Genomic DNA, 25,110 nt, shown 5'->3' with positions numbered 1-25,110 from the left:
ACCGATCGGGGCGGCCGTCAGCCGCCCCCGAAGCGCGCTAGCTGCATCTCGCGCAGCCGACTCAGGGTGCGGCGGAAGGGAAAGGCCAGGTGGCCATCGCGATACAGCGACTCGAGGGGCACGCGGGCCTCGAGGTAGAGCGGCACGCCGCGGTCGTAGCATTCGTCGACCAGGGCGATGAAACGCCGCACCCCATCGTCCTGGCGGGTCAGCGCCGGCAGTTCGCGATCGCCGGCGGCGACCCGGGCGCTGGCATCCTCGGTGCCCCGGGCGATGTCGCGGTCGGGCAGGCCCGCGTCGAGGCGCGGGACCTCGCCGATCAGCACATGGCGGAAGCGGTCGCAGAGGCCGATGAAGTCCAGCGCCGAGAGCGGCTGCTCGCACAGCGCCGCGAAGCGGCACCACAGCACCTCATCGCTGCATGCCTCCACCGCAATGGCGCGGTGTCCCAGCTCGACCGGCGAGCCGTCCCTCGCCTGGCCGTCGCTGAGCCGCGCGAAGACCTCGGCCAGGGCGGAGGGCTGCCCCGGCTCATGCACCCAGTAGCGGCGCAGGCCAAGGCCGGGATGGCGGCGATGGTCCTCGTCGCCGTCCAGGTGCACCACTCCCATATGGCGGACGATCGCGTCGATCGCCGGCAGGAAGCGTTCCCGGTTGAAGCCGTCGGCGTAGAGCTGCTCCGGCGCCTGGTTGGAGGTGACGACCAGCACCACCCCCTCCTCGAAGAGCGCGCCCAGCAGGCGACCCAGCAGCATGGCGTCGGCGATGTCGCTGACGAAGAGCTCGTCCAGGCACAGCACCCGGACCTCCGCGGCGAGCTCGGCGGCCAGGCGGCGCAGCGGATCGGGGGTGCCCGAGAGCTGGAACTGCCGTCGATGCAGCCAGCGCATGAAGTGATGGAAGTGCTGGCGCCTGGCCGGCACCGTCAGGGCGCGATGGAAACGATCCATCAGCCAGGTCTTGCCGCGGCCCACCGAGCCCCACAGGTAGACGCCGGGTACCGCCTCGTCGCCCCTCGCCAGGGCCTGGAAGGTCGCCTCCAGCGCCTCGACCGCCCGCCACTGGGCGGCGTCGGCGACGAAGCCGCGCCGCTCGATGGCCTCGCGATAGTCGACGCGCGGCGAGCCGGGAGCCGCGGCAGCGTCCTCCGACTCGCGCGCCTCCATCGCGCCCGGCATCGCCGGGGTGTCGAGTCCCCCTTGATCACTGGCCATTTCAGCGCCGACGCAGTTGCTGGATCAGCGTCACCCCGCCCAGCACCACGGCCCCGACGACGAGGCCGAACACCAGGTTGAGCAGCATCGGGCCCAGGCCATGGACGATGGCATCGAGTCCGGGCACCGCCAGCTCGACCTCGGCGACGCCCTGGACGACATGGTGCACGGCGGGAATGCCATGGCTGAGGATGCCGCCACCGACCAGGAACATGGCCACGGTGCCGACCACCGAGAGCAGCTTCATCAGGTAGGGGGCACCGGCCACCAGGCCACGCCCCAGGCCGGCCAGGGCCCCCTCGCGACGACTGAGGTAGAGGCCCAGGTCGTCGAGCTTGACGATGCCGGCGACCAGCCCGTAGACCCCGACGGTCATCAGCGCCGCGATCCCGACCAGCACCGCCACCTGCTGGCCCAGGGCGGCCCCGGCCACGGTGCCCAGGGTGATGACGATGATCTCGGCGGAGAGGATGAAGTCGGTGCGGATGGCGCCCTTGATGCGCTCCCGCTCGAATTCGCGCATATCGACGGTCTCGCTGGCCAGGGCCTCGACGCGGCGGGCATGCTCCGCCTCGTCTTCCTCGCCATGCAGGAACTTGTGGGCCAACTTCTCGGCTCCCTCATAGCACAGGTAGGCCCCGCCCAGCATCAGCAGCACCGTCACCAGGGGCGGCAGCAGGGCGCTGATCAGCAGCGCCGCGGGAATCAGGATCACCTTGTTGAGCAGCGAGCCCCTGGCCACCGCCCAGACCACCGGCAGCTCGCGGTCGGCATCGACCCCGGTGACCTGCTGGGCGTTGAGGGCCAGGTCGTCGCCCAGCACCCCGGCGGTCTTCTTGGCCGCCACCTTGGTCATCAGGGAGACGTCGTCGAGGATGGTGGCGATATCGTCGATCAGGGTCAGCAGGCTGCTACCGGCCACGGAGGCCTCCTTTGGCAGTGAATCGGCTGCCACCAGCATAACCGCCTCCGGCCCCCGCGCCGAGCCCCGTCCCGGCCCCGAATCGAAAAAGCCCCACCGAACGGCGGGGCAACGAGAGAGCCTCAGAGCAGGCGACAGCGTTACCGCTGGAAGGGATAGACGCTGCCCAGCTTGAGGAGTCGGGTCAGCTCGTCCAGCGCAGTGAGCGTCTCATGGGCCAGTTGGGGGTCGGCCAGGTCGGCCGGGGCCAGGCGGTCGCGATAATGGCGCTCGACCCAGGCGGTGAGCTCACCATGCAGGGCGTCGTCCAGCAGCACCCGGCCGGAGAGCGCGGCCCGCTCCGCCGCGGACAGCGCCACGCGCAGCCGCAGGCAGGCCGGGCCGCCGCCGTTGCGCATGCTCTGCTTGACGTCCTTGACCACCACCTCGGCGATGGGGTTGTGGCCCGCCAGCAGGTGATCCTGCAGGCAGCGCCACACCGCTTCGCGCTCCTGGCACTCCCCCGGCACCACCAGGGTCATGGTGCCGTCGGGATTGCTGAGCAGTTGGGAGTTGAACAGGTAGGAGGCCACGGCATCGTCCAGGCTCACCGCCTCGACGGGCACCCGCACCGGGATCAAGGGCGTGGCCATCCTGGCGCGCAGCGCGTCCAGGGTGCCCTGCTCGTCGCGGAAGGCCATCTCGTGGTAGAGCAGCACCGGGCCGTTGCCCACCGCGATGACGTCGTTGTGGAAGACGCCGGCGTCGATGGCCTCGGGATGCTGCTGGGCGAACACCGTCTGCGCCGCGGAGAGGCCATGCTGGCGGGCCACCGCCTGGCTGGCCTCGAGGGTCTGTCGTGCGGGGTAGCGCCGGGGTTCGATGCCGTCGCCGCCGAAGGCCTGACGGCCGTAGACGAACAGGTGCACCCCTGATTCGCCGTGGTCGCCGCACAGCCGGGTGTGGTTGGCCGCGCCCTCGTCGGAGAAGGCCGGGGTGGCCGGGAGCACCGGATGATGGGCGAAGTGGCGCTCGTCGCGGAAGATCGATGCCAGCACCCGGCCGGTGGTCGCCGGTTCCAGGTAGCGATGGAAGCTGGACTGCAGGTTGGCGGGCGTGAAGTGGACCCGGCGGTCGGGAACATCCACGCTCGGCGTGACCGTGCCGGCATTGGCGGTCCACATGCTGGAGGCGGAGCACACCGCTCGCAGCAGCTGGGGCGCCTCGCTGGCGGCCCGGGACAGCACCTGGGTGTCGCTGCCGGTGAAGCCCAGGGCGCGCAGGGCGCCCAGGTCCGGCCGCTGCTGGGGCGGCAGCACACCCTGGGCGTAGCCGGCGTCCATCAGCGACTTCATCTTCTCGAGGCCCTGCAGCGCGGCCTCCCGGGGGTTGGCGACCAGGCCCTCGTGGGTCATGGAGGCCACGTTGCCGTGGGCCAGGCCCGAGAAGTTGTGGGTCGGCCCGACCAGGCCGTCGAAGTTGACCTCGCGCACCTTCGGGTTCGATTCGTGGCTCACAGGTGCACCCCCGGCGGCAGTTGGTCGGGCAGGTGCAGGTCCTCGCTCTCCATGGAGGCCACCGGATAGGCGCAGTAGTCGGCGGCGTAGTAGGCGCTTGGGCGGTGGTTGCCGCTGTCGCCCACGCCGCCGAAGGGCGCGTCGCCGGAGGCACCGGTGGTCTGGCGGTTCCAGTTGACGATGCCGGCGCGGATGCGCAGCAGGAAGTCATCCCAGTCGGCCTGCTCGCCGCCGATCAGGCCGGCGGAGAGGCCGTAGCGGGTGTCGTTGGCGAGCCGCAGGGCCTCGTCCCAGTCGCGGTAGCGATGGACCTTGAGCAGCGGGCCGAAGTGCTCCTCGTCGGGAATCTCCAGGCCGGTGACATCGATCAGCGACGGCGACAGCAGGCTGGTGCCCTCCTCCAGGCGCTCCATGCGCGACAGCACGACGCCGCCCCGGGCCTCGAGGTCGTCCTGGGCCGCGAGCAGACCGTCGGCGGCCGCCACGCTCACCAGGCCGCCGTAGAAGGGGGCCTCCTCGCTGAACTGGCCGGCCACGCGCAGCTGAGCGATGGCGTCGGACAGGGCGTCCAGCAGATGGTCGCCCACCTGGCCTTCCGGCACGATCAAGCGGCGCGCACAGGTGCAGCGCTGGCCGCCGGACAGGAAGGCCGACTGCAGGATGGTCAGCACGGCGGCATCCTGGTCGGGCACGTCCTTGATCACCAGCGGGTTGTTGCCGCCGAGCTCGAGGGCCAGGATCTTGTCGAGCTGGCCGGCGAACTGGCGATGCAACAGGCCGCCGACCTTGGCGCTGCCGGTGAACAGCAGGCCGTCGATGTCGGGATGGCCGGACAGCGCCTGGCCCACCGGGGCGGCCCCCTGCACCAGGTTGATCACGCCTTCGGGCAGGCCCGCCTCGCGCCAGCACTGCAGGGTCAGGTCGGCGGTCAGCGGGGTCTGCTCGCTGGGCTTGAAGACCACGGTGTTGCCGGCCAGCAGCGCCGGCACCATGTGCCCGTTGGGCAGGTGGCCGGGGAAGTTGTAGGGGCCGAACACCCCCATCACGCCATGGGGGCGGTGGCGCAGCACCGCCCGGGTCTCGCCCAGGTCGCGCTCGCGCTCGCCGGTGCGCTCCTGGTAGGCGCGGATGGAGATCGCCACCTTGCCGATCATCGCACCGACCTCGGTGCGGGCCTCCCAGAGCGGCTTGCCGGTTTCGGCGGCGATGGCCGTGGCCAGGTCCTCGCGATGGCGCTCCAGCACCTCGCGGAAGCGCTCGACCAGCGCCTGACGCTCGGCGAAGGGCTGGCGCGCCCAGGCCGGGAAGGCGGTCCGGGCCGCGTCCACGGCGGCGCCCATCTGGGCCTCGGAGGCGGCGTTGCCCTGCCACAGCGTGTCGCCCGAGACCGGGTCCTGCTTGGTGAAGCCCTCGGCCTCGCCGTCTTGCCATTGGCTGCCGATCAGCAGCCGTTGCGTCGCCTTCATCACGCCTCCTCGTCGGTATCCAGAATGCGCAGGGTGTCGCCCGAGCCGACCTCGAGGCGCTTCGCCTCGGCCTCGCTCAGGGTCACCACGCCGTCGTCGTCGGGACCGCGACCCAGCCAGGCCGCACGGAAGCCGGCCATGCCGGTGGTGGCGGCCAGCCAGCGCGGGCGCGGGGCCTGCGCCGGCTGGCCGGCCTTGACCTCCACTCGACAGGTCCGCGACAGCCGCACGCCACGCACGTCGTCGATATAGGCTTCCACGGTGGGGCCACCGTCGAAGATGTCGATGAACCCTTCCCAGCGCAGGCCCTCCTTCTTGAGCATCACCAAGGCCGGCCGGGTGTGCTCATGGACCTGGCCGATGCAGGCCCGGGCCTCCTCGGAGAGGAAGGGGGTGTAGATCGGGAACTTGGGCATCAACTCGCCGATGAAGCTCTTCTGCCCCAACCCCGTGAGCCGGTCGGCCTCATCGAAGTCCATGGGGAAGAAGTGGCTGCCCAGGCACTCCCAGAAGGGGCTCTTGCCCTCGGCATCGAAGACCCCGCGCATCTCCGCCAGCACCTTGTCGGGGAAGCTGTCGCGGAACTCGGCCATGAACAGCCAGCGCATCATCGACAGCAGGGCGCCGTTGCGCTCATGGCGGCGATCGCGGCCGCGGTACTCGGGGCGCAGGAACAGCGAGGCCACCTCCGCGTCCCCGGTGTGGTCCGAGCTCAGGAACAGGGTGTCGATGGTGCGGTGCAGGTCGAGCTGCACCGAGGAGTGGGCCAGGGTCCCCACCCGGTAATGGTAGAAGGGCACCTCGCGGCCCACCTGCCCCTCGATGGCGCAGCAGCCGGCCAGGCGGCCGGTGTCCTCGTCCTCGAGGACGAAGAAGTAGAGCCGCTGGTCCACCGGGGTCCGCTGGGCGAAGGCGCTCACCGCCGTATCGATCTTGTGGGCCAGGAAGTCGCGATTGTCGGGCAACGAGGTGAAGCCCACCCCGGTTTCCCGAGCCAGCGCCTGCAGCTCGTCCAGGTCGGACGGGGCAATGGGTCGAATGCGCATTACAACTCTCCCTCGTCGTAGCCCGGATCATGCTCATCGCCCGGCAGGGCGAGCGGCGCGGCCAGCACGGCACGGCCCTCCTCGACGCCGAGCTGCTCGGCGTGCTCCGGCGACAGCATCAGCTGGCCGGTGGGCGACAGCGCATAGCGCGCCACCACGCAGCGGAAGTCGTGGAGCCGCTGGTTGGCCACCAGGGCCGGCTCGGCATCCGGCAGCGAGTGGGCCGGGCGGATGCGCACCGGGTGCCAGGCGGCGCGGCGGAAGCTCTGCAGGCGCTCGCGCTCGCCCTTGATCACCGGGCCGGCATCGAAGATGTCGACGTGGCGCGAGCGCAGGAAGCCCTCGGCCAGCATCTCGCTCATGGCCGACTCGTGATCCGGGTGCTCGCGGCCGATGGCGGCCCGGGCCTGGGGCGTGAGCAGCGCCAGGTAGAGCGGGAACTGGGGCATCACCTCGGCGATGAAACTCTTCGAGCGCACCCCGGCGATGTAGTTGATCTCCTGGTAATCGCGCACGAAGAAGTGGCGACCCACACTGTTCCAGAACGGCGACTCGCCGTCCTCGTCCAGGTAGCCGGGGAAGGCCATCGCCAGGATCTCGGCGAAACGCTCCGGGTACTGGGCGATGAACATCAGCCGGGCCCGGCGCAGCAGGCTCTCGGCGCTGGTGCCCCGGTAGCGGGGATCCAGCGAATAGGCGCACAGCAGGCTCGCCTCGGAGACCTCGTGGGACAGCGACAGGGTCTGCACCTCGCGGCGCACGTCGAGCTGCTGCGAGGCATGGATGAGGGTCTCCTGCCGGTAGGTATAGTAGGCCTCCCGGGCGCCGGCCTGGGCGCGCACGGTGGCGGTGCCCACCACCTCGCCACGCTCCAGGTCCTCGAGGACGAAGGTGTAGTGCTCGTCGCCGGGGAACTCCACCTCGGCCTCGAAGGCCCGCTGGGAGCGCGCGATGCGCTCCTCGAGGCGGTCCCGATGGGCCGGCAGGTTGGTCAGGCGCGGCGTGGCGCTGCCCGCCAGCCGCTCCAGGGCCGGCAGGTCCGCCGGCCGGGTGGGACGTACGACCAGCATGGCGTGGCCTCCAGCGGATGGTTCGGGATCTCGCATGGCGTGGCCGAGGCTCACTGGGCGGCCACCAGCCGGCCAATCGCCCGCTCCAGGCGCGCCATGCCCTCGGCGATGTCGGCCTCGGGAATCACCAGCGACGGCGCCATGCGCAACACGTTGGGGCCGGCGACCAGCGCCATCAGGCCCTCCTCGATGGCCAGCGGCAGGATGTCCTTGGCACGACCCTGATAGTCGTCGCTCATCTCGGCGCCGATCAGCAGGCCCATGCCGCGGATCTCCTTGAACACGCCGTGCTGCCGGTTGATCGCCTCGAGGTGCTCGCGGAAGAGGTCGTGGCGCTGCTTGACGCCGGCCAGCACCTCGGGGGTGTCGATATGCTCGATGGCGGCCAGGGCCACGGCGGAGGCCAGGGCGTTGCCGCCGTAGGTGGAGCCGTGGGTGCCGATGCCCAGTGCCGGGGCGATGCGGTCGGTGGTCAGCATGGCGCCCACCGGGAAGCCGCCGCCCAGGGACTTGGCGCTGGTCAGGATGTCCGGGGTGATGCCGTAGTCCATGTAGGCGAACAGCGAGCCGGTGCGGCCCACGCCGGTCTGCACCTCGTCGAAGATCAGCAGGGCGTCATGCCGGTCGCACAGCTCGCGCAGGCCCTGCAGGAAGGCGGGCTCGGCGGGCAGGATGCCGCCCTCGCCCTGCATCGGCTCGACCATCACCGCGCAGGTGTCGCCGTCGATCAGGTCACGCACGCTGTCCAGGTCGTTGAACTCACCGTGGACGATGCCGCCTGGCACCGGGCCGAAGCCCTGGGAGTACTTGGGCTGGCCACCGACGCTGACGGTGAAGAAGGTGCGGCCGTGGAAGGACTGGTAGAAGGAGACGATGCGATGCTTGTGCTCGCCATGGTTGTCGTGGGCCCAGCGGCGCGCGAGCTTGAGCGCGGCCTCGTTGGCCTCGCCGCCGGAGGAGCACAGGTAGACCTTGTCGGCGAAGGTGCGCTCGACCAGCGAGCGGGCCAGCTTGAGGGCCGGCTCGTTGGTGTAGACGTTGGAGAGGTGCCACAGCTTGTCGGCCTGCTCCTTGAGGGCATTGACCAGCACCGGATGGCAATGGCCCAGGGAGTTCACCGCGATGCCGCCGGCGAAGTCGATGTACTCGCGGCCTTCCTGGTCCCACAGGCGGCTGCCCTCGCCACGCACCGGAATGGTTTTCTGCGGCGCATAGTTGGGCACCATGTACTGGTCGAAGTCGCTGCGGGTCGGGGTCTGGGTCATGTCGCTCTCCGTGGTCGCGAGCCGAGGCTCGTCAGGATGAATCCAAGTTCACTCGAGTATAGGGAGCCCCCTCGCGGGGGGCTTTCAGCAATGGGACGACGAATTGTGAAAAAGGCAGTGCGGCGGCCCTCGATACGCGCCACGGCGGGATCGGCTATGGTGGGGGTCAGCTCGAGGAGGACGCCCGGATGCTCAACACCACGGCCTGGAACCGCCTGCGCTACGGCCTCTATGCCCCGCTCTACGACCACGTCGCCGAGCGTGCCTTTCGCCAGGCGCGCCGCCAGGCGCTGGCCCAGGTGCACTGGCGACCGGGCATGCGGGTGCTGCTGGTCGGGGCCGGCACCGGACTCGACCTGCCCTGGCTGCCCCGGGACATCGAGCTCCACGCCACCGACCTCTCCCCGGCCATGGTGCAGCGCCTGGCCGCCCGCGCCGAGGCCATGGGGCGAGACGTGGAGACCGAGGTGATGGACGCCGAGGCCCTGCACTATCCCGATGGCCACTTCGACGTGGTGGTGATGCATCTGATCCTGGCGGTGATGCCGGACCCGGTGCGTGGCCTGGCCGAGGCCCACCGGGTGCTGGCCGAGCATGGCCAGCTGTGCGTGATGGACAAGTTCCAGGCCGACGAGCGCCCGGCCGGCCCCGGCCGACGGGCGCTGAACCTCGTCACCTCGGCCATCGCCACCGATATCACCCGCCAGGCCCGGCCGCTGCTGGAGGGCGCCGGCTTCGCCGTCGAGGCCGATCGGCCGGTGCTGATGGGCTCGCTGTTCCGCGCCCTCCTGGCGCGCAAAGGCAATGTCTGAAAATATCGACGGACTCAGCCCAGGCGCTCCTCCCGTGGGGTGATGCCGAAGTGGTTGCGGTAGGCGGTGGAGAAGTGCGCCGCCGAGGAGAAGCCGGTCTGCAGGGCGATCTCGCCGGCGGGCCGGTCGCTCTCGCGCAGCAGCCGCCTGGCCTGCTGCAGGCGCAGGTTGAGGTAGTAGCGGCTGGGCACCGCCTGCAGATACTTCTTGAACAGCCGCTCGAGCTGGCGCCGCGAGATGCCGAGATGCTCGGCCAGCTCGTAGGTGGTCAGCGGCTCCTCGATGTTGGACTCCATCAGTGACACGGCGTCCACCAGGCTCTGGGGGGCATGGCCGAGCCGGGTCCGCAGCGGCACCTGCTGGGGCTCGTCGCCCATGCGGATGCGCTCCAGCACGAAGTGCTCCGAGATCCGCTCGGCCAGATCCCCGCCGTGCTGGCTGCCGACCAGGGTCATCATCATGTCCATGGCCGCGGTGCCGCCGCCACAGGTCAGGCGATCGCGGTCGATCTCGAACAGCTGCTGCGACAGGCGGACCCGTGGATAGTCCCGGGCGAAGGCCGCGAAGCGCGGCCAGGGCAGGGTCGCCCGATAGCCATCGAGCACCCCGGCCCGGGCCAGCACCTCGGTGCCGCCGCCGATGCCGCCCAGCACCACCCGGGCAGCGGCCAGGCGCCGCAGCCAGTCGAGCAGGCCCGCCGGCACGCTGCCCGCGAGCGGCCCGGGGGCGCAGACCAGCAGCATGTCCAGCGCCTGGTCGGGGTCCCCGGCCACCGCCTGGGGCACCAGCGCCTGGCCGGCGGCACTGGCCACGGGCCGCTCGTCGACGGCGTAGGTGGATAGCCGGTAGAGGCTGCGTCCCTCCAGGCGATTGGCCACGACCAGCGGCTCGGTGGCGCAGGCCTGGGCCAGCAGCGAGAAGCCGGGCAACACCACGACCCCCACATGCCGTGACACCGGCATGGTCGATGAGGCGATCGGGGATTCGGGCATGGGGCGCTCTCGTTGCGGCTGGGAGGCCTTATTCTATCCAAAGGCAGCCGTCGCGACAGCCGCCCGGACACGCCGACGCCGGGCCCGGGGGCCCGGCGTCGGCGGATGGCAAGGCGGGTCAGTCGCTGAGGCCGATCACCAGCAGCCCGATGACCACCACCGCCACGATCACGATGAGCACGGGCAACACCCAAGTCAGGCGCTGAGGGGACTGGTGCGCCTCGGGCTGGTCCTCATCGGGCTCGGGGTGCTCGAAGTCCTCGGGCTGGCTGACCTCCTTGAAGTGCTCCAGTTCCTCTTCCGGCGTCTTGCTTTCCCTGGTATCCATACCGACCTCCTGGGTTCGCGGATCTCGGGAACAGGCCGCCGGCGAACCGGGGCCCTACAGGTTTACGACATCGAATTCCGCCACGGGATTCACGTCGGCGTCGTAATCGACGTCCTCCCGCTCGAAGCCGAACAGCTTCAGGAACTCGTGCTTGTACCCAGCGTAGTCGGTGATCTCGAAGAGATTCTCGGTGGTCACCCGGGGCCAGAGCTCCTTGCAGGCCTGCTGGACGTCGTCACGCAGCTCCCAGTCGTCGAGGCGCAGGCGCCGCGCCTCGTCGGTGACGAGTGCGCCGCCCTGCCCTTCGGATGAATAGAGCCGCTCGGCGAACAGGCGGTTGAGCTGGTCGATGGTGCCCTCGTGCAGGCCCTGCGCCTTCATCACCTTGTAGACCATGGCGATGTACAGCGGCATGACCGGGATCGCCGCGCTGGCCTGGGTGACCACGGACTTGAGCACCGCCACGTTGGCGCCCCCGCCCTGCTCGGCCAGGCGATTGTCGATCTCCCCGGCGGCGCGATCCAGGTCCTCCTTGGCCTTGCCCAGGGCGCCATGCCAGTAGATCGGCCAGGTGATCTCGGTACCGATGTAGCTGAAGGCCACCGACCGGGCCCCCGGGGCCAGCACGCCGGCCCGGTCCAGGGCGTCGATCCACAGCTCCCAGTCCTCGCCGCCCATCACGGCGATGGTGTCCTCGATCTCCTGCTCGGTGGCCGGCTCGACCTCGGCCTCGATGATGGCATCCTTGTTGGTGTCGATGGCGGTGGCCCGGTAGGTCTCGCCGATGGGCTTGAGGGCAGAGCGCTTGAGCTCGCCGCTGTCCGGCAGCTTGCGTACCGGCGAGGCCAGCGAGTAGACCACCAGGTCGACCTGGCCGAGGTCCTGCTTGATCAGCTCGATGGCCTTGTCGCGGGCCTCGTGGGAGAAGGCATCGCCGTTGATCGCCTTGCTGTACAGGCCCTCGGCCTTGGCGAACCTGTCGAAGGCGGCGGCGTTGTACCAGCCGGCGGTGCCCGGCTTCTTCTCGGTGCCCGGCTTCTCGAAGAACACGCCCAGGGTGTCGGCGCCATAGCCGAAGGCGGCGGTGATGCGCGCCGAGAGGCCATAGCCGCTGGAGGCCCCGATCACCAGGACCTTCCTGGGCCCGGCGCTCTTGTCCAGGCCCCGCGCCCGGGTCGCCTCGATCTGCTCGAGCACGTTCTTCTCGCAGCCGACGGGATGAGTGGTGGTGCAGATGAAACCGCGTACCTTGGGCTTGATGATCACGACAGACCTCTTCTTGGCTTCCGGGGCGCGCCGCGGCGCGGCCCTGTTACATGGCATTCGTCAGTGGCGACATTCTAGCGGCCCGGGCCCGGGCTGTCCGCCCTTGAGCGAGGCGGGCGGCTGGGGCAGGATGCTCGGCACGCCCCCTAGCAGGAGAATCCCATGGACGCGCAGACCCTCGTCGACGAGCGCGGCGAGCTTTGGCTGGCCCTGGCGCCGCTGTGGCTGGAGCGGGAACCGCGGGAGACCGACTACGCCCGCATGGTCGAGGTGATCCAGCGCCACGACCTGACCCTGCACGAGCTGGAGTGGGTGTTCCGCCTGGAGCTGGCGCCGGTGCTGGCCCGCCATCAGATGTCGGTGGCCGGCGAGTGGCGTCGCTTCGACGACCACAAGCTGATGCGCCAGCTGGTGGCCCACAACCTGCGCCTCACCGGCTGGCGGCGCAAGAGCTGGGCGCTGTTCTCCGGGCTGACCACCATGATGGCTCGCCACCGCTGGAGCGAGCTGATGGAACGGGTGGCGGTGGCCCGGGGCGAGACCGGTTACTGACGGAGGCCTTTCCCTTCAGGGCTCGTCGAGGGCCTGCTCCAGGGCCTCGATCAGCGCCTCTGCCCCGTCGCGGGGCGAGAATCGCCGGATCACCCGGCCATCCCGGCCCACCAGGAACTTGGTGAAGTTCCACTTGATCATGCCGGTGCCGAACAGCCCCGGGGCCGCGCGCTTGAGTTCCACGAACAGCGGGTGGGCGTCCAAGCCGTTGACCTTGACCTTCTCCATCAGCGGGAAGGTCACGCCGTATTCGCGCTCGCCGAAGGCACAGAAGGCCTGGGCCGTCTCCGGTGACTGATGGGCGAACTGGTTGCAGGGGAAGGCCAGCACGGTGAACCCCCGGTCGCGATAGCGCCGGTAGAGCCGCTCGAGGTCCCGCAACTGGGGAGTGAAACCACACTTGCTGGCCACGTTGACGATCAGGAGCACCTGGCCGCGCAGGGCACGGAGGTTGAAGGGCTCGCCGCGGTGGGTGCGGCAATCGTGATCATGGATGCTCATGGCGCGTGCTCGCTATCTGTCCCCTCACGATGCCATTTCCGGCCCCGTGGCGCCAGCCCCGGGGCCGCTACCGGCCCGCCGTGGCAGGCCGCGGCGCACCTCGCGGAGGCGGCGCCGCAGCCGACGACGCAGACGGCGCCGCTCGGAGGCGGCGAGGGGAGCATAGACCAGCCGCTCGAACGCCTCGGCAGCGGCCAACAGCGCCGGCCCGGCGACGCCGGCCTCGGGCGCCAGGCGTCGCAGGTGGGCGGCCGGTGACTCGCCCGGCAGGGCCGGCCGCCCACGCCTGGCCAGCCAGGCCTGCAGGCGCTGGAGGCGCCAGGCATCGCCCCGCTGGCCGAGCGCCCAGCGGTACAGCCTGCGCAGGCCCAGCGTGGCAAGCAATGCCCCGCCCAGGACCAGGCCGCCCCCCAGCGCGAGCGTCCAGGCCCCCAAGGCGAGCAGCGCCGTGAGCCACGCCTCCAGCGTGGCCAGCAGCCCCGCCAGCAGGCGATCCCGTGCCTCGCGGTGATAGCCGATCACCCCACGCTGCCAACGGTATTCCAGCCGTTCCCACTCCAGGCGCAGCTGGTTGGCCCAGCCGATCTCGCGCAGGCGCAGCGGCGAGAGGGGCGCGTCCGCCAGGAAGGCCTCGCGCCCCTCGCGCACGGCCCCGGCCCCCTGCTCGATGCGCTCCGGGGCGATCGCCGCAGTGGGGTCGAGGCGCCGCCAGGCCCCCTCCCGCCAGACCTCGACCCAGGCATGGGCATCGTAATCGCGCACGGTGAGGTGTCCGTCGGGGTGTCGCTCGCCGCCCTGGAAGCCGGCCACGACCCGCGCCGGGATGCCCACCGTGCGGGCCATCACGGCCATTGCCGAGGCATAGTGGGAGCAGTACCCCGCCCGGGTCGCGAACAGGAAGTCGTCGACGCGGTCACGACCGGTCAGCCGCGGCGGCGACAGGGTGTAACGGTAGGGGGCCTCGCCGAAGCGCGCCAGCACGCTGCGCAGGTAGCGTTCCGGGTCGGCCCCGCTCTCGCGCCACAGGCGCTTGGCCAGCGCCCGGGTGCGGGGGTTGGTGTCGGCCGGCAGCAGGGTGTGCCAGACCGCGCCGGCGGGATCCGCATGGGCCGGCGGCGCCCCGCTGCTGGCGAGTCGCAGCAGGCTGCGGGCCCGCAGCGGCTCCCGGCCCTCCAGGGTGCCATCGGCCAGGAAGCGCTGGGGCGAGTCGACCGAGCGGGGGGCCCCCAGGGAGGGTCGCCAGGGGCGACTGTCGGGCTCGAGCAGCAGCTCGAGAGTGTAGGGGGCCTCGCCGTCGGTCGCCCCCCAGGCGGTGCGACGGCCCTCGTGCACGAAGCGCGACAGGGGAAGCCCCAGGGTCGCCGCGAGCTGCGACGGCGTGGCGCGGGTCCAGCGCACGCCATCGAAGTGCGAGAGGGTGTAGACTCGCCAGTAACGCTCGACGGGGGGCGGCACCGTCCCCTCGAAGGCGACCCGGAAGGCCCGGGCATCGCTGCGCGATAGCTCGGCGATGTCGCCCGGGGCGATCTGGTCGCTGAGCCCGGTGGCGGCTCGCCCCATCTGGGGCATGCTCCACAGCGGCTCCATCCGCGGGAAGACCAGGAACAGCACGGCCATCAGCGGCGCCGAGAGCCCCAGCAGCCAGGCGGTCTCCCGCCAGGCGTGACGGGCGTCCCGGGCGCCCGACAGCCAGACCAGCGACTGCAGCAGCCAGGCCACCGTCACCAGGGCGGCCAGGGCCATCAGCATGCCCTGGTCGTGGAGGAAGGCCACGGTCACCGTGACCAGGCCGATCATCACCACGACCCGCGCATCGCGACGATTCTGGGTCTCCAGCAGCTTGAGCAGGTAGATGCCGAGCAGCAGGCCGATCAGCGACCCCATGCCACCGAAGCCGTCGTAGTGTACCCACAGCGCCAGGACCAGGCCGACCACCGCCACCAGGCGCAGCACCAGGCCGGCGCGCGGCAGGTCGCGGCGCAGCTGGAGATAGCGATAGCCGGCCACGGCGACCGCCATCGCCGCCAGCCAGCCCGGCACCCAGGCCAGGTGCAGGGCCAGCACCAGGCACTGGCCGAGGAACAGCTGGCGCAGCATGACGCCGCCGAGGCGGTGCCCGTCCGCCAGCAGGACCGGCGAGGCCGGCCGGCGCAGGCGACTCAAGGGGCCAGCTCCGCCAGCCCCGGCGGCTGACAGCGCGCCAGGGCATCGAGGGCGGCCCGCCGATGGGCCTCGCCCTCTCCCGGCGCCAGCACCTGGCCGGGCAGGCGCAGCCCATAGCGGTCCCCGGCCCGATGGTGGGCCAGCACCCGACCGCAGAGGATCGAGAGGCGACGCTCGGGAGCGCCGCGGCAGGCCTGGTAGTCGAGCCACAGGCTCTCGCGGGGCGGGGCCTCGAAGTCCTTGGTGGCCAGGGTGCCGGTGCGGCTCCACTGCTTCCAGGCCAGGCGGGTCGGGTTGTCGCCCGGCACGAAGCGTCGCAGCCCGGCGAAATCCCCGGTATCCAGGCCCTGGCCCCCGGGCCGGTGCGCGGAGGTTTCCTCCACCAGGGGACGGGGCCAGACCAGCAGCTCGGTGTCGTGGTCCTGCCAGGACATGGCCCGCACCAGGCCCAGGGGCCAGCGGGTCTCCAGGCGCAGCACCGGCAGCCGGACCACCCCACGCCGCGGGACCGGCAAGGCCAGCTCGGTCTCGCCATGGCCGGCGCGGACATCCAGCCACGCCGCCCCGCCCTCGGCGCTCACCCGCAGGGCCGTGCGCGGTCGCCGGGCGCTGGCGACGATCCCCAGGCGGGCCTCGCCGCCGGCGAACACCTCGGCGGGCAGGCGCAGCGCGAGGCGCACCCCCAACAGGTTGCGCCAGGCGCGCAGGATCACCACCACGCCCAGGGCGAAGAGCCAGAAGGCCAGCGCGTGGGCCAGGCTGTTCTGGTAGTTGATGCCGAACAGCACCAGCACGGGGATCAACGCCGCCCAGCCCAGGCCGAAGCGGGTGGGCAGCAGGAAGAGGCGCTTCTGGGGCAGGGGCTCGCCCAGCGGCGAGGACAGGCGGCCTTGCCAGTGCCGGCGCAGGCGCTCGCGCCAGGAGACGGGGGCGGACCGCGCCAGGGTCATCGTACCACCGGCACCCGCTCGAGCAGCTGCCGCGCCACGGCCTCCCCCGTCTCGCGGCGCCCGCTGCTCAGCCGGTGCCCGGCCACCGGCACCCACACGGCCTGGACATCGTCGGGCAGCACGTGGTCGCGGCCCGCCAGCAGCGCCCAGGCTCGTGCGGCCCGCAGCAGCGACAGCACGCCCCGGGGCGAGAGCCCCCAGGACAGTTCCGGATGCTCGCGGCTGGCCGCGGCCAGGGCCTGGAGGTAGTCGAACAGCGGCTCGGCCACGTGGATGGTCTCGCAGCGATCCTGCCAGCGGCGCAGGGTACCGGCATCGAGCAGCGGCGGCAGCATCTCGAGGGTGGCCCGGCCGGCCCGGCCGCGCAGGATCTCGCGCTCGGCCCGGGGGTCGGGGTAGCCCAGCGACAGCCGCATCAGGAAGCGGTCCAGTTGGGACTCCGGCAGGGGGAAGGTGCCGGCCTGCTCCTGGGGGTTCTGGGTGGCGATCACGAAGAAGGGATCGGGCAGCTCCCGGGTCTCCCCCTCCACCGTGACCCGGCTCTCCTCCATGGCCTCGAGCAGCGCGCTCTGGGTCTTGGGGGTGGCCCGGTTGATCTCGTCGGCCAGCACCAGGCCGTGGAAGATCGGCCCGGGATGGAAGCGGAAGCTGGCCTCGCGGGGATCGAACACCGAGACGCCCAGCACGTCGGCGGGCAGCAGGTCGCTGGTGAACTGCAGCCGCTGCATGTCGAGGCCGGTGACCCGGGCCAGGGACTGGGCCAGGGTGGTCTTGCCCAGCCCCGGCAGGTCCTCGATCAGCAGGTGGCCGCGGGCCAGCAGGCAGCACAGCGCCAGGCGCACCTCCCGGGACTTGCCCAGCACCACACCCTCGAGGCCGGCGAGCACCGCCGCCAGCCCCTCGCGTGCCACCGGCCGGTTCATGCGCCCTCCTCCAGCCAGCCCGCCGCGAGCATCGCCGCCACCGCCTGGCGGGTGTCCGGCGTGGCCCCCTCCAGGGCCAGGGCCTCGGCCGGCGGCATCCAGAAGACCTCGGCGACCTCCTCCGCCTGCAGGCGCAGGGGGCCCTCGTAGTCGACCCGGTAGGCGCTGCCGAAGATGTGGTTGCCCTCCCCGACATAGGTGAAGTCCAGGGCGTGGCGCAGCGGCACGCCCTCGATCCCGAGCTCCTCGGCCAGTTCGCGGCGGGCGGCGCGGTGCACGGCCTCTCCGGCCCCGACCACGCCGCCGGCGGCCAGGTCGAGCCCGCCGGGAAAGACCTCCTTGGTCAGGGTGCGCCGCTGCACGCAGAGCTCGCCCTGGCGGTTGCGCACGACGATATAGGTGGCGCGATGCCAGTAGCGAAAGCGCCGCATGGTGGCCCGAGACGCGCTGCCACAGGGACGGTTGCGGGCATCCACCAGCTGGATGCTCTCGTCGGCGATATGCGGCGCCGGCAGCGGCGGGGACGCCAGGGCATCGTCGGTCATGACGGGTCTCCGGGGAAATGCCTTCAGCCTACTCAGTCAGGCGCGAAGCGTCACGCCCGGTATCGGCGATGGCGCGGATCATCGCTTGCGTGCAGTCTGAGTGATATCCCTGTGACGGCCCAACCCCACCATCCGGAGGCGACGATGCACGACGAACCAGCCCGCGAGACCGAGCGCAAGCGACAGGTGGACCTGGAGAGCGAGGGCATCCACTGGGACCAGGACATGAGCTACGGCCAGTACCTGGCCCTGGAGAGACTGCTGGACTGCCAGCATCCGGTGTCCGACCAGCATGACGAGATGCTGTTCATCATCATCCACCAGGCCTCGGAGCTGTGGATGCGCCTGTGCCTGCACGAGGCCCATGGCGCCGCCGAGCACATTCGCCAGGACAACCTGCGTCCGGCGTTCAAGATGCTGACCCGGGTCGCACGGATCCAGGAGCAGATGATCAAGGCCTGGGAAGTGCTGGTCACCATGACCCCGGCGGACTACATGAGCTTTCGCGACGAGCTCGGCCAGAGCTCCGGGTTCCAGTCCTTCCAGTACCGGGAGCTCGAGTTCCTGCTGGGCAACAAGAATGCCCGCATGATCGAGGCCCATCGCGGGCATGCGCGCCATTACGCGCACCTCAAGGCGGCCCTGCAGGCCCCGAGCCTCTACGACATCGTCCTGCAGTTGCTCGCGCGGCGCGGCTTCGACATTCCCGAGGGCCACCTCGAGCGGGACTGGTCGGAGCCCTACGTCGCCTCCCCCGAGGTCGAGGCGGCCTGGGCCGAGATCTATGGCGACACGGCGCAGCACTGGGACCTCTACGAGCTGGCCGAGAAGCTGGTGGACCTGGAATACAACTTCCAGAAGTGGCGCTACAGCCACATGAAGACGGTGGAGCGCATCATCGGCTACCGACGCGGCACCGGCGGCACCGCCGGGGTCCATTACCTGGTCAAGGCCCTCGAGCTGCAGTTCTTCCCGGAGCTGTGGTCGGTGCGCACCTCGCTATGAGGCCGGGCCCCTGCGGCGGCGCCCAACGGCGGACCACACCGGCCTCAGTCCGGGGATTTTGACCGGGCCGCCGGCAGCCACCATGCTCAAGGCAACCCGTGCCTCGGAGCCGCGCCATGCAGGATCATGCCCCCCGCGACCGGCTGGCCACCCACCAGGTGCTCAACCAGCCCGCCCCGGCCGAGGACCGTGACGCCCTGGCGGACGACCAGCCCCTGCAGGAGGCCCTGCGCCGCGAGGCGCCGGACTGGGTGGCCCGGCGCCTGGCCCCCCTGGGCCGGGAGGTCGGCAGTCGCCGCGTGCAGGCCCTCGGCGAGGCGGCCAACCGGCATCCCCCCGAGTTGCGCCTCTTCGACCGCCATGGCCGTCGCCTCGACGAGGTGGTCTATCACCCCGCCTACCATGAGCTGATGCATCTGGCCATGGACCATGGCTGGCAGGCGGTGGCCTGGCAGGAGGAGGGCCGCGGCGGCCACCAGGCCCACGTGGCCGCCCTCTACCTGCTGACCCAGGCCGAGCCCGGCTTCTGCTGCCCGGTGACCATGACCCATGCCGCCATGCCGGTGCTGCGCGCCTCGCCGCGCGTGCTGGCCGCGTGGTCGCCGGGCCTGCTGGCCTGGGACTACGATCCGCGAGCCCTTCCCGCCGAGCGAAAAAGCGCCCTGACCTTCGGCATGGCGATGACCGAGAAGCAGGGCGGCAGCGACGTGCGCGCCAACACCACCCGGGCCGAGCGAGTCGAGGACGGCTGGCGGCTGACCGGGCACAAGTGGTTCTGCAGCGCGCCCATGTCGGACGCCTTCTTGACCCTGGCCCAGACCGACGACGGCCTGGGCTGCTTCCTGGTGCCACGCTTCGCGCCGGACGGCGGCCGCAACCCCATCGAGCTGCAGCGCCTCAAGGACAAGTGCGGCAACCGCGCCAATGCCTCGGCGGAGATCGAGTATCGCGGCGCCTGGGCGGAGGCGGTGGGCGATCCCGGTCGCGGCGTGGCCACCATCCTGGCGATGGTCCAGCAGACCCGCCTGGATGCCGCCACCGCGCCGGTAGGCATGATGCGCCAGGCCCTGGTCGAGGCCTGGCGCCACGTGCAGGGCCGCCAGGCCTTCGGCAAGCGGCTGGCCGAGCAGCCGCTGATGCGCACCCTGGTGGCCGACCTCGCCCTGGAGGTGGAGGCCGGCGCTGCCCTCAGCCTGCGCACCGCCCGGGCCTTCGACGGCGCGGCGCGGGACGACGCCCACGAGCGCGCCCTGGCCCGCCTGCTGCCGGCGCTGGCCAAGTACTGGCACAACAAGCGCGCGCCCGGCTTCCTGGCCGAGGCCATGGAGTGCCTGGGCGGCATCGGCTACGTGGAGGAATCGCCGCTGGCGCGGCTCTACCGGGAGGCCCCGGTGAACTCCATCTGGGAAGGCTCGGGCAACGTGATCTGCCTGGACGTGCTGCGGGTGCTGGGGCGTCACCCCGAGGCCCGGGAGGCGATGACCCGCGAGTTCGCCGCGGTGCAGGGCGAATCCCCCGAGCTGGACCGCGCCCTGGCCGAGCTGGAACGCCAGCTCGGCGACGCCCCGGAGGCGCTGGAGCCCCGCGCCCGCTGGCTCACCCAGCGCCTGGCCCAGTGCCTGCAGGCCACCCTGCTGCTGCGTCATGCCCCCGCGCCGCTGGGCCAGGCCTTCTGCCGTTCGCGGCTCGGCGAGGCGGTGAGCCCCGCCTACGGCGTGCTGCCCCGGGAGGCGCCGCTCGACGCGATCCTCGCCCGCCTGCCGAGCTGATCCGCGCAGGTCGCCTTGCGACAACGCGCCCCTTGCCTGTCCCGGCCGGCCCGCTACCCTGAGGCCAGTTCACGGCCTCACAAGGATGCCCGCATGACGCGACACCTGCCCCGCCTCGCCGCGGCCGGCCTGCTGGCCGCCGGCCTGCTGCCGACCCTGGCCGCCGCCCACGAGCAGCAAGCCGAGGACCTGCGCATCGCCCACCCCTTCGCCACGCCCACGCCGCCGGGCGCGATGACTGGCGGCGCCTATCTCGACATCGAGGTGACCGGCGACCGCCCGGCCGTGCTGGTGGGCGCACGCTCGCCGGCCAGCGACGTCGTCGAGATCCACCACATGACCATGACGGACGGCACCATGCGCATGCGCCCGGTGCCGGAGCTGCGCATCACGCCCGATGCGCCGGTGCGGATGCGCCCCGGCGGCGGCCACCATCTGATGCTGATCGACCTGCGCGGCCCACTGGCCGAGGGCGACCACTTCCCGCTGACCCTGGAGTTCGCCGAGCGCGGCGAGGTCGAGGTAGAGGTCTGGGTACAGGACGCCGCCGAGGGCAGCGCCGCCGCCGACGGCCACCACGGGCACTGAGCCGCACCTGCCGTCGACCGGGGCGCCCCGGGCTCAGTAGTGCACCGCCAGCCAGACGGTCTCGGTGTCCGGCGTCGTCCAGGCCACCCGATGTCGGCGGTGGGCGGGAATCACCAGGTGGTCGCCCGGGCCGAGCCGCATCTCGTCGCCCCGCTCGAAGGCGAGCCGGGCCTCCCCCTTCAGCACCAGGACCCACTCGTCATGGGCCTGGTCGTACCAGCCACCGCCGGCCGGCGAGGCCTGACCCCGGGAGACGATGCACTCGATGGTGACATGGTCGTTGCCGGCGATGACCTCGAAGACCTCGTCGTCGAGAACCGCGGGCAGCTCGTCGAACAGGTTCTTCATGGCGCCTCCTGCAACCAGGCCTCGGCCTGCTCCTCCTCGTCCGGCCCGAACGCCTTGATGGTGAGCCCGGGAATCAGCCAGCCCTCCAGCTCGCTGGCCCGCCGGATCCAGTCCTGGCCGGCGATGACCGCGGCCCGGTCGAAGCGGCCGATGAAGCGGAACAGCCCCGGCAGGCGCGACATCTCGATGCCGATGGCGCCGAGGGTCGGCAGGTGGAAGTCCTCGACGCGATACAGCATGCGCCCGTGCTCGATGCCCTCCGACCGCTCGATGAGGTCATCCAGCGCGGCGCGCATGGCCTCGCTGTCGAGCTTGCCGGCGAAGGTGATATCCAGGCGATCGTCGCCCTTGCGCTCTACGTGAAACATGACTGCCTCCTTATTCCCTGACGCGAACGTTCTCCAAGGCCAGCCTAGTCCAGGCAACAAGCCCCGGCCTCCTCGCCGGGCCCTCCGCCTCAGCGGGCCGGCTGGCGGGCCTGCTCGCGGCGCTTCTGGGCCAGGTAGGTCGCCTCGTCCAGCTCGTGGAGCTGTCGCGGGTAGCGTTCCGTCGCCGCGAACCAGCGCCGCAGGCGGGTCTCGAGACGGTCGGACTCGGGCAGGGCAAGCGTCGCGAGATGGACCTCCAGGGCCAGGTAGAAGCGCATCACGTTGCGCTCGATCATGCCGCGCACGCCTCCCACGTAGCGCGGGGAGCCATCCGCCTCGCGCCCCACCACCGTGAAGCCGACCCGGTCCCGGCCCACGGAGTTGAAGTAGGCCCACAGGGCGAGGCGCGCGGGCGTGCCATAGGCCAGGGAATAGCGCAGGTGGACCAGGCTCGCCGCCTCGCCGTCCGGCATCGCCTGCAGCCGCAGGCGGAAGGCGCGCGTGCCATAGGGCCCCTGGTCGCCCTCCAGCCCGAGGGAGAGGTACTGGGGAAGCACCGCCCGGACCTCCAGGGTCAGGTCGATGCGCTGAGCCTCCTCGAGGGGCTGGAAGCCTCGCCGCCCCACGTGGACGCTCAGGGCATCGGGCCTCTCGGCATGCGGCTCGTGCCGGCAGGCCTCGACGTTGAGGTGCAGGAACAGGATCTCGCACCAGGCCGCCGCCGAGGTGAGCTCCCCCGCCAGCACCGGCAGGGGCCGGGAGATGCGGGCATGGATGCTGCCGCTGACGCCGTAGGCGCGCGCCTCCGAGACGACGCTCAGCGGCGCCTCGAAGGGCGAGGCGGCGATGGCCTCGCGCCAGCGCTCGCGCGTCGCCGCATCCTGGGCCGCGGCCGGCGCCCCCACCAGGCACGACAGCGCCAGGCACAGGACGATCCGGATGAGGCGGCGCCAGCCCGGCGCGGGACGCACGGTCGGCCGGGCAAGGTGGGAGTGGGGCATCGCGAGGGCCCACGACAGGGAGATATCTTCATCCTAGCCAAGCCCTCCCCCGGCGGCTTGCCGAACGCGGGCGCAGCGCCATCAGATGAAGAGGACATAGCCGATGGCCAGAGCCGGCAAGACCACCAGATGGAGAATCGCCATCCAGACGATGCCCGAAGCCCTCAGCTATTCCTCCTCTGCCCCCAAGAAGCCGAGACCAACCAGCGTGAACATGCCACTCATGGAAGACAGCGCAAGCCAATAGCCGTACATCAGGTGCGCTCAGGGGGACGGTAGAAGACCTTTCGCCCGGGCAGGGTAGGCTGACAGGGCGTACTGGTGATTGCTCTGGTGGGGTTAGCGCCTCATGATATGGGCTCTGTAGTCCTAACTGTTTCCCTACCCAGCCGGACGTGCCCAGGATGATTCAAGCTCCCCATATAGATGGCCTTAACCAGATTCTACCCGAAGACCCCCTGTTGATGATGGGGGCCGGCCCGGTACCCATTCCTGGTCCGGTGGCGGCGGCGAATGGTATTGTCATTAACCACTTGGGTGAGACCATGGCGCGAATCATCGATCAGGTGAAGCGGATGGGGCGTTATATTTTCCAGACCGAATCGCCCTGGCTGATGGGCGTGGCAGGGCCGGGATCGGCCGCAATGGAGATGGCCGTTACCAACCTGGTGTGGCCGGACACCCGGGTACTGTGCGTCTGCAATGGCTTCTTCTCACAGCGCCTGGCCGAAATGGCCCGGCGCGCCGGCGGAGAGGTTGAGCGCTTGCTGATCGATGAAGGTTGCAGAGCCGATGTCAGTCGCATTGAAGACATTCTGCAAACCTTTGAACCGGAAGTGATGACCATCGTTCAGGGCGAGACCTCGAACACCACCCATAACAAAGACCTGGCTGCCATCGGCGCTCTGGCTCAACGGTACAACTGCCGCCTCATTGTGGATGCGGTCTGCACGCTCAGCACCATGGAACTGAACATGGACGACTGGGGCATCGATGTGGTGATTACCGGTGGCCAGAAGGGCCTGAGCTCGATTCCCGGCGTCTCTCTGGTCGCCTTCTCCGAACACGCCTGGCAGCGTATTCTGCAACGCCCGGTGCCGATACCGCACTGGACGCTGGACGCCCAGCTCGCCACCCGGTTCTGGCATGAAGCCTCCTATCATTACACCGCGCCCGTGTCTGGTCTGCTGGCCTTGCACGAAGCCATGCGTCTGGTCTGCGAGGAGACCCTGGAGCGTCGTTTTCAACGCCACCGCAAGAGCAGTCTGGCGTTGCAGGGTGGCATAGAGGCGTTGGGGCTGTCGCTCTACGTGCCCACCGAAGCCCGGCTTAATTCTGTGGTGGGTATTGCCTTGCCCGAGGGGCTGGATTCAAAGGCAGTCTGCTCCCACATCTCGCGTCACTTTCGGGTTGAGATTGCCGGTTCCTTTGGCCCGCCCATCGTACGCATCGGTCAAATGGGTGAGCAGTGCCGGGTGCATAACCTGTTTCGCACGCTGCATGCCTTGGGTTCAACGTTTAACGCCCTCGGTTACCCGGTGGACTTACCGGCTGGCATGGCCGCCCTGGAGAACCGTCTGCAAGCCCTGTCGGCCGAAGAGTAAGATAGCCAGGAAACAATCAGGGACAGGGACAGATTAGAGCCAGAGGAGATACGCAAACTTACAATAACAGGAGAGTCGCCACTACCCGATATGCTACCGCCGGGTCAGAAAACAGCTCGCCGGCCTTGGCGAAAATTTAGGCACAGCGTCCTTGCCGTGCGGTATATCCTTCGATGTTTCAGCACCTCGGTGAATCCGGCGGCCACCGAGGCTCTCGACATGTCGGGCTAGGTGTCATTTCGCTCCGACGGGTTGTCCGACGAAGCCGCGTCGGGGCGCTCCACAAAACGGACGTTCTTGGTCGGCGCATGCGCGTAGGCATTCACGTCTTCGGGCTCGGCGGTGTAGCGGTCTTCGTAGCCCGGCACCGACTGGGCCATCTGATCGGGGCGGCTACCCCAGGGGGCGGCGTTCACTTTCTCATGATGTTCCCACCGCAGGCGTGTCAGTTCCTTTTCATCCACGCTGGCGTAGAGGTCTCGCCAGTATGTCGCCGGGCGGCCACGCTTGCCGGCTTCATCGAAGGCCCGGGTGGTCGGGTCGAGATGGCGAAACGGCTCCAGGCGGGGAATGTCCGGCAGCGGCTGGCTGACGTCCATGAAGCGACCCAGCATGTCCCACATGGCGTAGCGCTCGGCGATGCTGCCGGTACTGGTGGGAAAGGTGAATTCCAACGGCAGGCCGTTACGCTTGTCCTTGCTGAACTGCGGATAGCGGTGACGCACCTTGAGGGTGTGACGCTGGTTACCCTTCATGTCCGCGGCCATCTCGATAAAGGCATCGAACTCGTAGAAGGGAAAGTTGCCCTGGAAGCTCTTTACGAGCTATGGTGATTTCTGGTGTACGGGAGGAGGTAGGAAGGGTGGCGTATCCTGTTGATTGATCACGACCAAGATCTCAATCAACACGAGCGGAT

General features: G+C 70.4%; 25 protein-coding genes. 6 read left to right on the top strand and 19 right to left on the bottom strand.

The window, feature by feature from the left end:
* Positions 1-17: 17 nt before the first annotated feature.
* The 7 genes from zapE to FHR97_RS10245 form a co-directional block, all read right to left on the bottom strand.
* Positions 18-1,214: a cell division protein ZapE gene (gene zapE / locus FHR97_RS10275; RefSeq protein ID WP_246403928.1), complete on the bottom strand. Its 1,197-nt coding sequence runs from the start codon at positions 1,212-1,214 to the stop codon at positions 18-20.
* Position 1,215: 1 nt separating this feature from the next.
* Entirely contained in the window at positions 1,216-2,136 is a 921-nt protein-coding gene (locus tag FHR97_RS10270; RefSeq protein ID WP_343065587.1) for a DUF808 domain-containing protein, read from the bottom strand.
* Between the two features lie 140 nt (positions 2,137-2,276).
* On the bottom strand, positions 2,277-3,632 hold the full coding sequence (astB, locus tag FHR97_RS10265; RefSeq protein ID WP_183383715.1) for an N-succinylarginine dihydrolase: 1,356 nt from the start codon (positions 3,630-3,632) through the stop codon (positions 2,277-2,279).
* Complete coding sequence (astD, locus tag FHR97_RS10260) at positions 3,629-5,098, bottom strand: succinylglutamate-semialdehyde dehydrogenase (RefSeq protein WP_183383714.1); 1,470 nt, start codon at positions 5,096-5,098, stop codon at positions 3,629-3,631. The genes astB and astD overlap by 4 nt, the downstream gene beginning before the upstream one ends.
* Positions 5,098-6,144 carry an arginine N-succinyltransferase gene (astA, locus tag FHR97_RS10255; RefSeq protein WP_183383713.1) on the bottom strand — a complete coding sequence of 349 codons (1,047 nt, stop codon included), beginning with the start codon at positions 6,142-6,144 and terminating at the stop codon, positions 5,098-5,100. The genes astD and astA overlap by 1 nt, the downstream gene beginning before the upstream one ends.
* Complete coding sequence (locus FHR97_RS10250; protein ID WP_183383712.1) at positions 6,144-7,214, bottom strand: arginine N-succinyltransferase; 1,071 nt, start codon at positions 7,212-7,214, stop codon at positions 6,144-6,146. The genes astA and FHR97_RS10250 overlap by 1 nt, the downstream gene beginning before the upstream one ends.
* Positions 7,215-7,264: 50 nt before the next feature.
* Positions 7,265-8,479 (bottom strand): aspartate aminotransferase family protein, encoded by a 1,215-nt coding sequence (locus FHR97_RS10245; RefSeq protein ID WP_183383711.1) that lies wholly within the window; start codon positions 8,477-8,479, stop codon positions 7,265-7,267.
* 188 nt (positions 8,480-8,667) lie between these two features.
* Between FHR97_RS10245 and FHR97_RS10240 the strand changes: the two genes are divergently transcribed.
* Positions 8,668-9,291 (top strand): class I SAM-dependent methyltransferase, encoded by a 624-nt coding sequence (locus tag FHR97_RS10240; protein WP_183383710.1) that lies wholly within the window; start codon positions 8,668-8,670, stop codon positions 9,289-9,291.
* 14 nt (positions 9,292-9,305) lie between these two features.
* Here the strand turns inward: FHR97_RS10240 and FHR97_RS10235 are convergent, their stop codons facing one another.
* From FHR97_RS10235 to fabV, 3 genes are all read right to left on the bottom strand, one after another.
* Positions 9,306-10,283: a GlxA family transcriptional regulator gene (locus FHR97_RS10235; RefSeq protein WP_183383709.1), complete on the bottom strand. Its 978-nt coding sequence runs from the start codon at positions 10,281-10,283 to the stop codon at positions 9,306-9,308.
* 118 nt (positions 10,284-10,401) lie between these two features.
* Positions 10,402-10,611, bottom strand: a complete 210-nt coding sequence (locus FHR97_RS10230) for a hypothetical protein (protein WP_183383708.1) — start codon at positions 10,609-10,611, stop codon at positions 10,402-10,404.
* Positions 10,612-10,665: 54 nt separating this feature from the next.
* A complete protein-coding gene (fabV, locus tag FHR97_RS10225) occupies positions 10,666-11,877 on the bottom strand; it encodes an enoyl-ACP reductase FabV (RefSeq protein WP_183383707.1) in 1,212 nt (403 codons plus the stop codon).
* Positions 11,878-12,039: 162 nt separating this feature from the next.
* On the opposite strand from fabV, the gene FHR97_RS10220 reads away from it, so the two are divergent.
* Positions 12,040-12,429 (top strand): DUF7079 family protein, encoded by a 390-nt coding sequence (locus tag FHR97_RS10220; RefSeq protein ID WP_183383706.1) that lies wholly within the window; start codon positions 12,040-12,042, stop codon positions 12,427-12,429.
* Positions 12,430-12,444: 15 nt separating this feature from the next.
* Here FHR97_RS10220 and FHR97_RS10215 read toward each other — a convergent pair whose 3' ends face one another.
* The 5 genes from FHR97_RS10215 to FHR97_RS10195 are packed head-to-tail and all read right to left on the bottom strand — an operon-like array spanning position 12,445 to position 17,511.
* Positions 12,445-12,930, bottom strand: coding sequence for a glutathione peroxidase (locus FHR97_RS10215; protein WP_183383705.1), 486 nt, complete (start codon positions 12,928-12,930; stop codon positions 12,445-12,447).
* Between the two features lie 24 nt (positions 12,931-12,954).
* Positions 12,955-15,093 carry a transglutaminase TgpA family protein gene (locus FHR97_RS10210; protein ID WP_183383704.1) on the bottom strand — a complete coding sequence of 713 codons (2,139 nt, stop codon included), beginning with the start codon at positions 15,091-15,093 and terminating at the stop codon, positions 12,955-12,957.
* Positions 15,090-16,043, bottom strand: a complete 954-nt coding sequence (locus FHR97_RS10205; protein ID WP_183383703.1) for a DUF58 domain-containing protein — start codon at positions 16,041-16,043, stop codon at positions 15,090-15,092. The genes FHR97_RS10210 and FHR97_RS10205 overlap by 4 nt, the downstream gene beginning before the upstream one ends.
* Positions 16,040-16,966 (bottom strand): AAA family ATPase, encoded by a 927-nt coding sequence (locus tag FHR97_RS10200; RefSeq protein ID WP_183383702.1) that lies wholly within the window; start codon positions 16,964-16,966, stop codon positions 16,040-16,042. The genes FHR97_RS10205 and FHR97_RS10200 overlap by 4 nt, the downstream gene beginning before the upstream one ends.
* Positions 16,963-17,511 (bottom strand): NUDIX hydrolase, encoded by a 549-nt coding sequence (locus FHR97_RS10195; RefSeq protein WP_183383701.1) that lies wholly within the window; start codon positions 17,509-17,511, stop codon positions 16,963-16,965. Before FHR97_RS10195 ends, FHR97_RS10200 begins: the two co-directional genes overlap by 4 nt.
* Positions 17,512-17,655: 144 nt before the next feature.
* Between FHR97_RS10195 and kynA the strand changes: the two genes are divergently transcribed.
* The 3 genes from kynA to FHR97_RS10180 all read left to right on the top strand — a co-directional run bounded on the left by kynA (position 17,656) and on the right by FHR97_RS10180 (position 20,873).
* A complete protein-coding gene (gene kynA, locus FHR97_RS10190; protein ID WP_183383700.1) occupies positions 17,656-18,516 on the top strand; it encodes a tryptophan 2,3-dioxygenase in 861 nt (286 codons plus the stop codon).
* A gap of 116 nt (positions 18,517-18,632) precedes the next feature.
* A complete protein-coding gene (locus FHR97_RS10185; protein WP_183383699.1) occupies positions 18,633-20,285 on the top strand; it encodes an acyl-CoA dehydrogenase family protein in 1,653 nt (550 codons plus the stop codon).
* 93 nt (positions 20,286-20,378) lie between these two features.
* Complete coding sequence (locus tag FHR97_RS10180; RefSeq protein WP_183383698.1) at positions 20,379-20,873, top strand: copper chaperone PCu(A)C; 495 nt, start codon at positions 20,379-20,381, stop codon at positions 20,871-20,873.
* A gap of 33 nt (positions 20,874-20,906) precedes the next feature.
* Here the strand turns inward: FHR97_RS10180 and FHR97_RS10175 are convergent, their stop codons facing one another.
* From FHR97_RS10175 to FHR97_RS10165, 3 genes are all read right to left on the bottom strand, one after another.
* The gene (locus FHR97_RS10175) at positions 20,907-21,221 is read right to left on the bottom strand and encodes a cupin domain-containing protein (protein ID WP_183383697.1); all 315 of its coding nucleotides are present in this window, start codon (positions 21,219-21,221) and stop codon (positions 20,907-20,909) included.
* Positions 21,218-21,589: a SpoIIAA family protein gene (locus FHR97_RS10170; protein WP_183383696.1), complete on the bottom strand. Its 372-nt coding sequence runs from the start codon at positions 21,587-21,589 to the stop codon at positions 21,218-21,220. The genes FHR97_RS10175 and FHR97_RS10170 overlap by 4 nt, the downstream gene beginning before the upstream one ends.
* Before the next feature lie 89 nt (positions 21,590-21,678).
* The gene (locus FHR97_RS10165) at positions 21,679-22,590 is read right to left on the bottom strand and encodes a hypothetical protein (protein WP_183383695.1); all 912 of its coding nucleotides are present in this window, start codon (positions 22,588-22,590) and stop codon (positions 21,679-21,681) included.
* Positions 22,591-22,994: 404 nt separating this feature from the next.
* Here FHR97_RS10165 and FHR97_RS10160 point away from each other — a divergent pair, with 404 nt between their 5' ends.
* Positions 22,995-24,194 (top strand): pyridoxal-phosphate-dependent aminotransferase family protein, encoded by a 1,200-nt coding sequence (locus FHR97_RS10160; RefSeq protein WP_183383694.1) that lies wholly within the window; start codon positions 22,995-22,997, stop codon positions 24,192-24,194.
* A 227-nt stretch (positions 24,195-24,421) separates the two neighbouring features.
* Here the strand turns inward: FHR97_RS10160 and FHR97_RS10155 are convergent, their stop codons facing one another.
* Positions 24,422-24,949, bottom strand: a complete 528-nt coding sequence (locus tag FHR97_RS10155; protein ID WP_183383693.1) for a hypothetical protein — start codon at positions 24,947-24,949, stop codon at positions 24,422-24,424.
* Between the last annotated feature and the right edge of the window lie 161 nt (positions 24,950-25,110).

The sequence above is a fragment of the Halomonas stenophila genome, assembly GCF_014192275.1.
GTDB classification, from domain to species: Bacteria; Pseudomonadota; Gammaproteobacteria; order Pseudomonadales; family Halomonadaceae; genus Halomonas; species Halomonas stenophila.
This window is presented reverse-complemented; position numbering and strand designations above follow the sequence as displayed.

Bases quoted from the DNA above. Each gene is read 5' to 3' on its own strand.
- zapE (WP_246403928.1), bottom strand. From the start codon at position 1,214: ATGGCCAGTGATCAAGGGGGACTCGACACCCCGGCGATGCCGGGCGCG.
- astD (WP_183383714.1), bottom strand. From the start codon at position 5,098: ATGAAGGCGACGCAACGGCTGCTGATCGGCAGCCAATGGCAAGACGGC.
- astA (WP_183383713.1), bottom strand. From the start codon at position 6,144: ATGCGCATTCGACCCATTGCCCCGTCCGACCTGGACGAGCTGCAGGCG.
- FHR97_RS10250 (WP_183383712.1), bottom strand. From the start codon at position 7,214: ATGCTGGTCGTACGTCCCACCCGGCCGGCGGACCTGCCGGCCCTGGAG.
- FHR97_RS10245 (WP_183383711.1), bottom strand. From the start codon at position 8,479: ATGACCCAGACCCCGACCCGCAGCGACTTCGACCAGTACATGGTGCCC.
- FHR97_RS10240 (WP_183383710.1), top strand. From the start codon at position 8,668: ATGCTCAACACCACGGCCTGGAACCGCCTGCGCTACGGCCTCTATGCC.
- FHR97_RS10235 (WP_183383709.1), bottom strand. From the start codon at position 10,283: ATGCCCGAATCCCCGATCGCCTCATCGACCATGCCGGTGTCACGGCAT.
- FHR97_RS10230 (WP_183383708.1), bottom strand. From the start codon at position 10,611: ATGGATACCAGGGAAAGCAAGACGCCGGAAGAGGAACTGGAGCACTTC.
- FHR97_RS10220 (WP_183383706.1), top strand. From the start codon at position 12,040: ATGGACGCGCAGACCCTCGTCGACGAGCGCGGCGAGCTTTGGCTGGCC.
- FHR97_RS10215 (WP_183383705.1), bottom strand. From the start codon at position 12,930: ATGAGCATCCATGATCACGATTGCCGCACCCACCGCGGCGAGCCCTTC.
- FHR97_RS10205 (WP_183383703.1), bottom strand. From the start codon at position 16,043: ATGACCCTGGCGCGGTCCGCCCCCGTCTCCTGGCGCGAGCGCCTGCGC.
- FHR97_RS10200 (WP_183383702.1), bottom strand. From the start codon at position 16,966: ATGAACCGGCCGGTGGCACGCGAGGGGCTGGCGGCGGTGCTCGCCGGC.
- FHR97_RS10195 (WP_183383701.1), bottom strand. From the start codon at position 17,511: ATGACCGACGATGCCCTGGCGTCCCCGCCGCTGCCGGCGCCGCATATC.
- kynA (WP_183383700.1), top strand. From the start codon at position 17,656: ATGCACGACGAACCAGCCCGCGAGACCGAGCGCAAGCGACAGGTGGAC.
- FHR97_RS10185 (WP_183383699.1), top strand. From the start codon at position 18,633: ATGCAGGATCATGCCCCCCGCGACCGGCTGGCCACCCACCAGGTGCTC.
- FHR97_RS10180 (WP_183383698.1), top strand. From the start codon at position 20,379: ATGACGCGACACCTGCCCCGCCTCGCCGCGGCCGGCCTGCTGGCCGCC.
- FHR97_RS10175 (WP_183383697.1), bottom strand. From the start codon at position 21,221: ATGAAGAACCTGTTCGACGAGCTGCCCGCGGTTCTCGACGACGAGGTC.
- FHR97_RS10170 (WP_183383696.1), bottom strand. From the start codon at position 21,589: ATGTTTCACGTAGAGCGCAAGGGCGACGATCGCCTGGATATCACCTTC.
- FHR97_RS10165 (WP_183383695.1), bottom strand. From the start codon at position 22,590: ATGCCCCACTCCCACCTTGCCCGGCCGACCGTGCGTCCCGCGCCGGGC.
- FHR97_RS10160 (WP_183383694.1), top strand. From the start codon at position 22,995: ATGATTCAAGCTCCCCATATAGATGGCCTTAACCAGATTCTACCCGAA.
- FHR97_RS10155 (WP_183383693.1), bottom strand. From the start codon at position 24,949: ATGAAGGGTAACCAGCGTCACACCCTCAAGGTGCGTCACCGCTATCCG.